Origin of the sequence: Actinacidiphila acidipaludis (assembly GCF_019890725.1) — a bacterium.
GTDB classification, from domain to species: Bacteria; Actinomycetota; Actinomycetes; order Streptomycetales; family Streptomycetaceae; genus Actinacidiphila; species Actinacidiphila acidipaludis.
Genome location: NZ_JAINZZ010000166.1, coordinates 1 through 255 on the forward strand (window position 1 = coordinate 1; position 255 = coordinate 255).

Below are 255 nucleotides of genomic sequence, written 5' to 3' on the forward strand. Positions count from 1 at the left end.
GGCCAAGCACCCCAGTGGACCCCGCTCCCCGTCCAGTACGCCGACTACGCCCTCTGGCAACACCACACCCTCGGCAGCGACGACGACAGCGACAGCACTCTCGCCCGGCAACTCACCTACTGGAAGGAGCAGTTGGCGGGCATACCGGAAGAACTCGCACTACCCGCCGACCGCACCCGCCCCGCCCAGGCATCCGGCCACGGCGGCGCCGTCCACTTCACCCTCACCCCCGAACTCCACACCGACCTCGTGAAG

1 protein-coding gene is annotated in these 255 nt (G+C 69.0%); it reads left to right on the plus strand.

The window, feature by feature from the left end; translation table 11 throughout:
* Positions 1-255, plus strand: a 255-nt coding sequence (locus K7862_RS37165; RefSeq protein WP_222970235.1) for a condensation domain-containing protein, incomplete at both ends; no start/stop codon positions are given.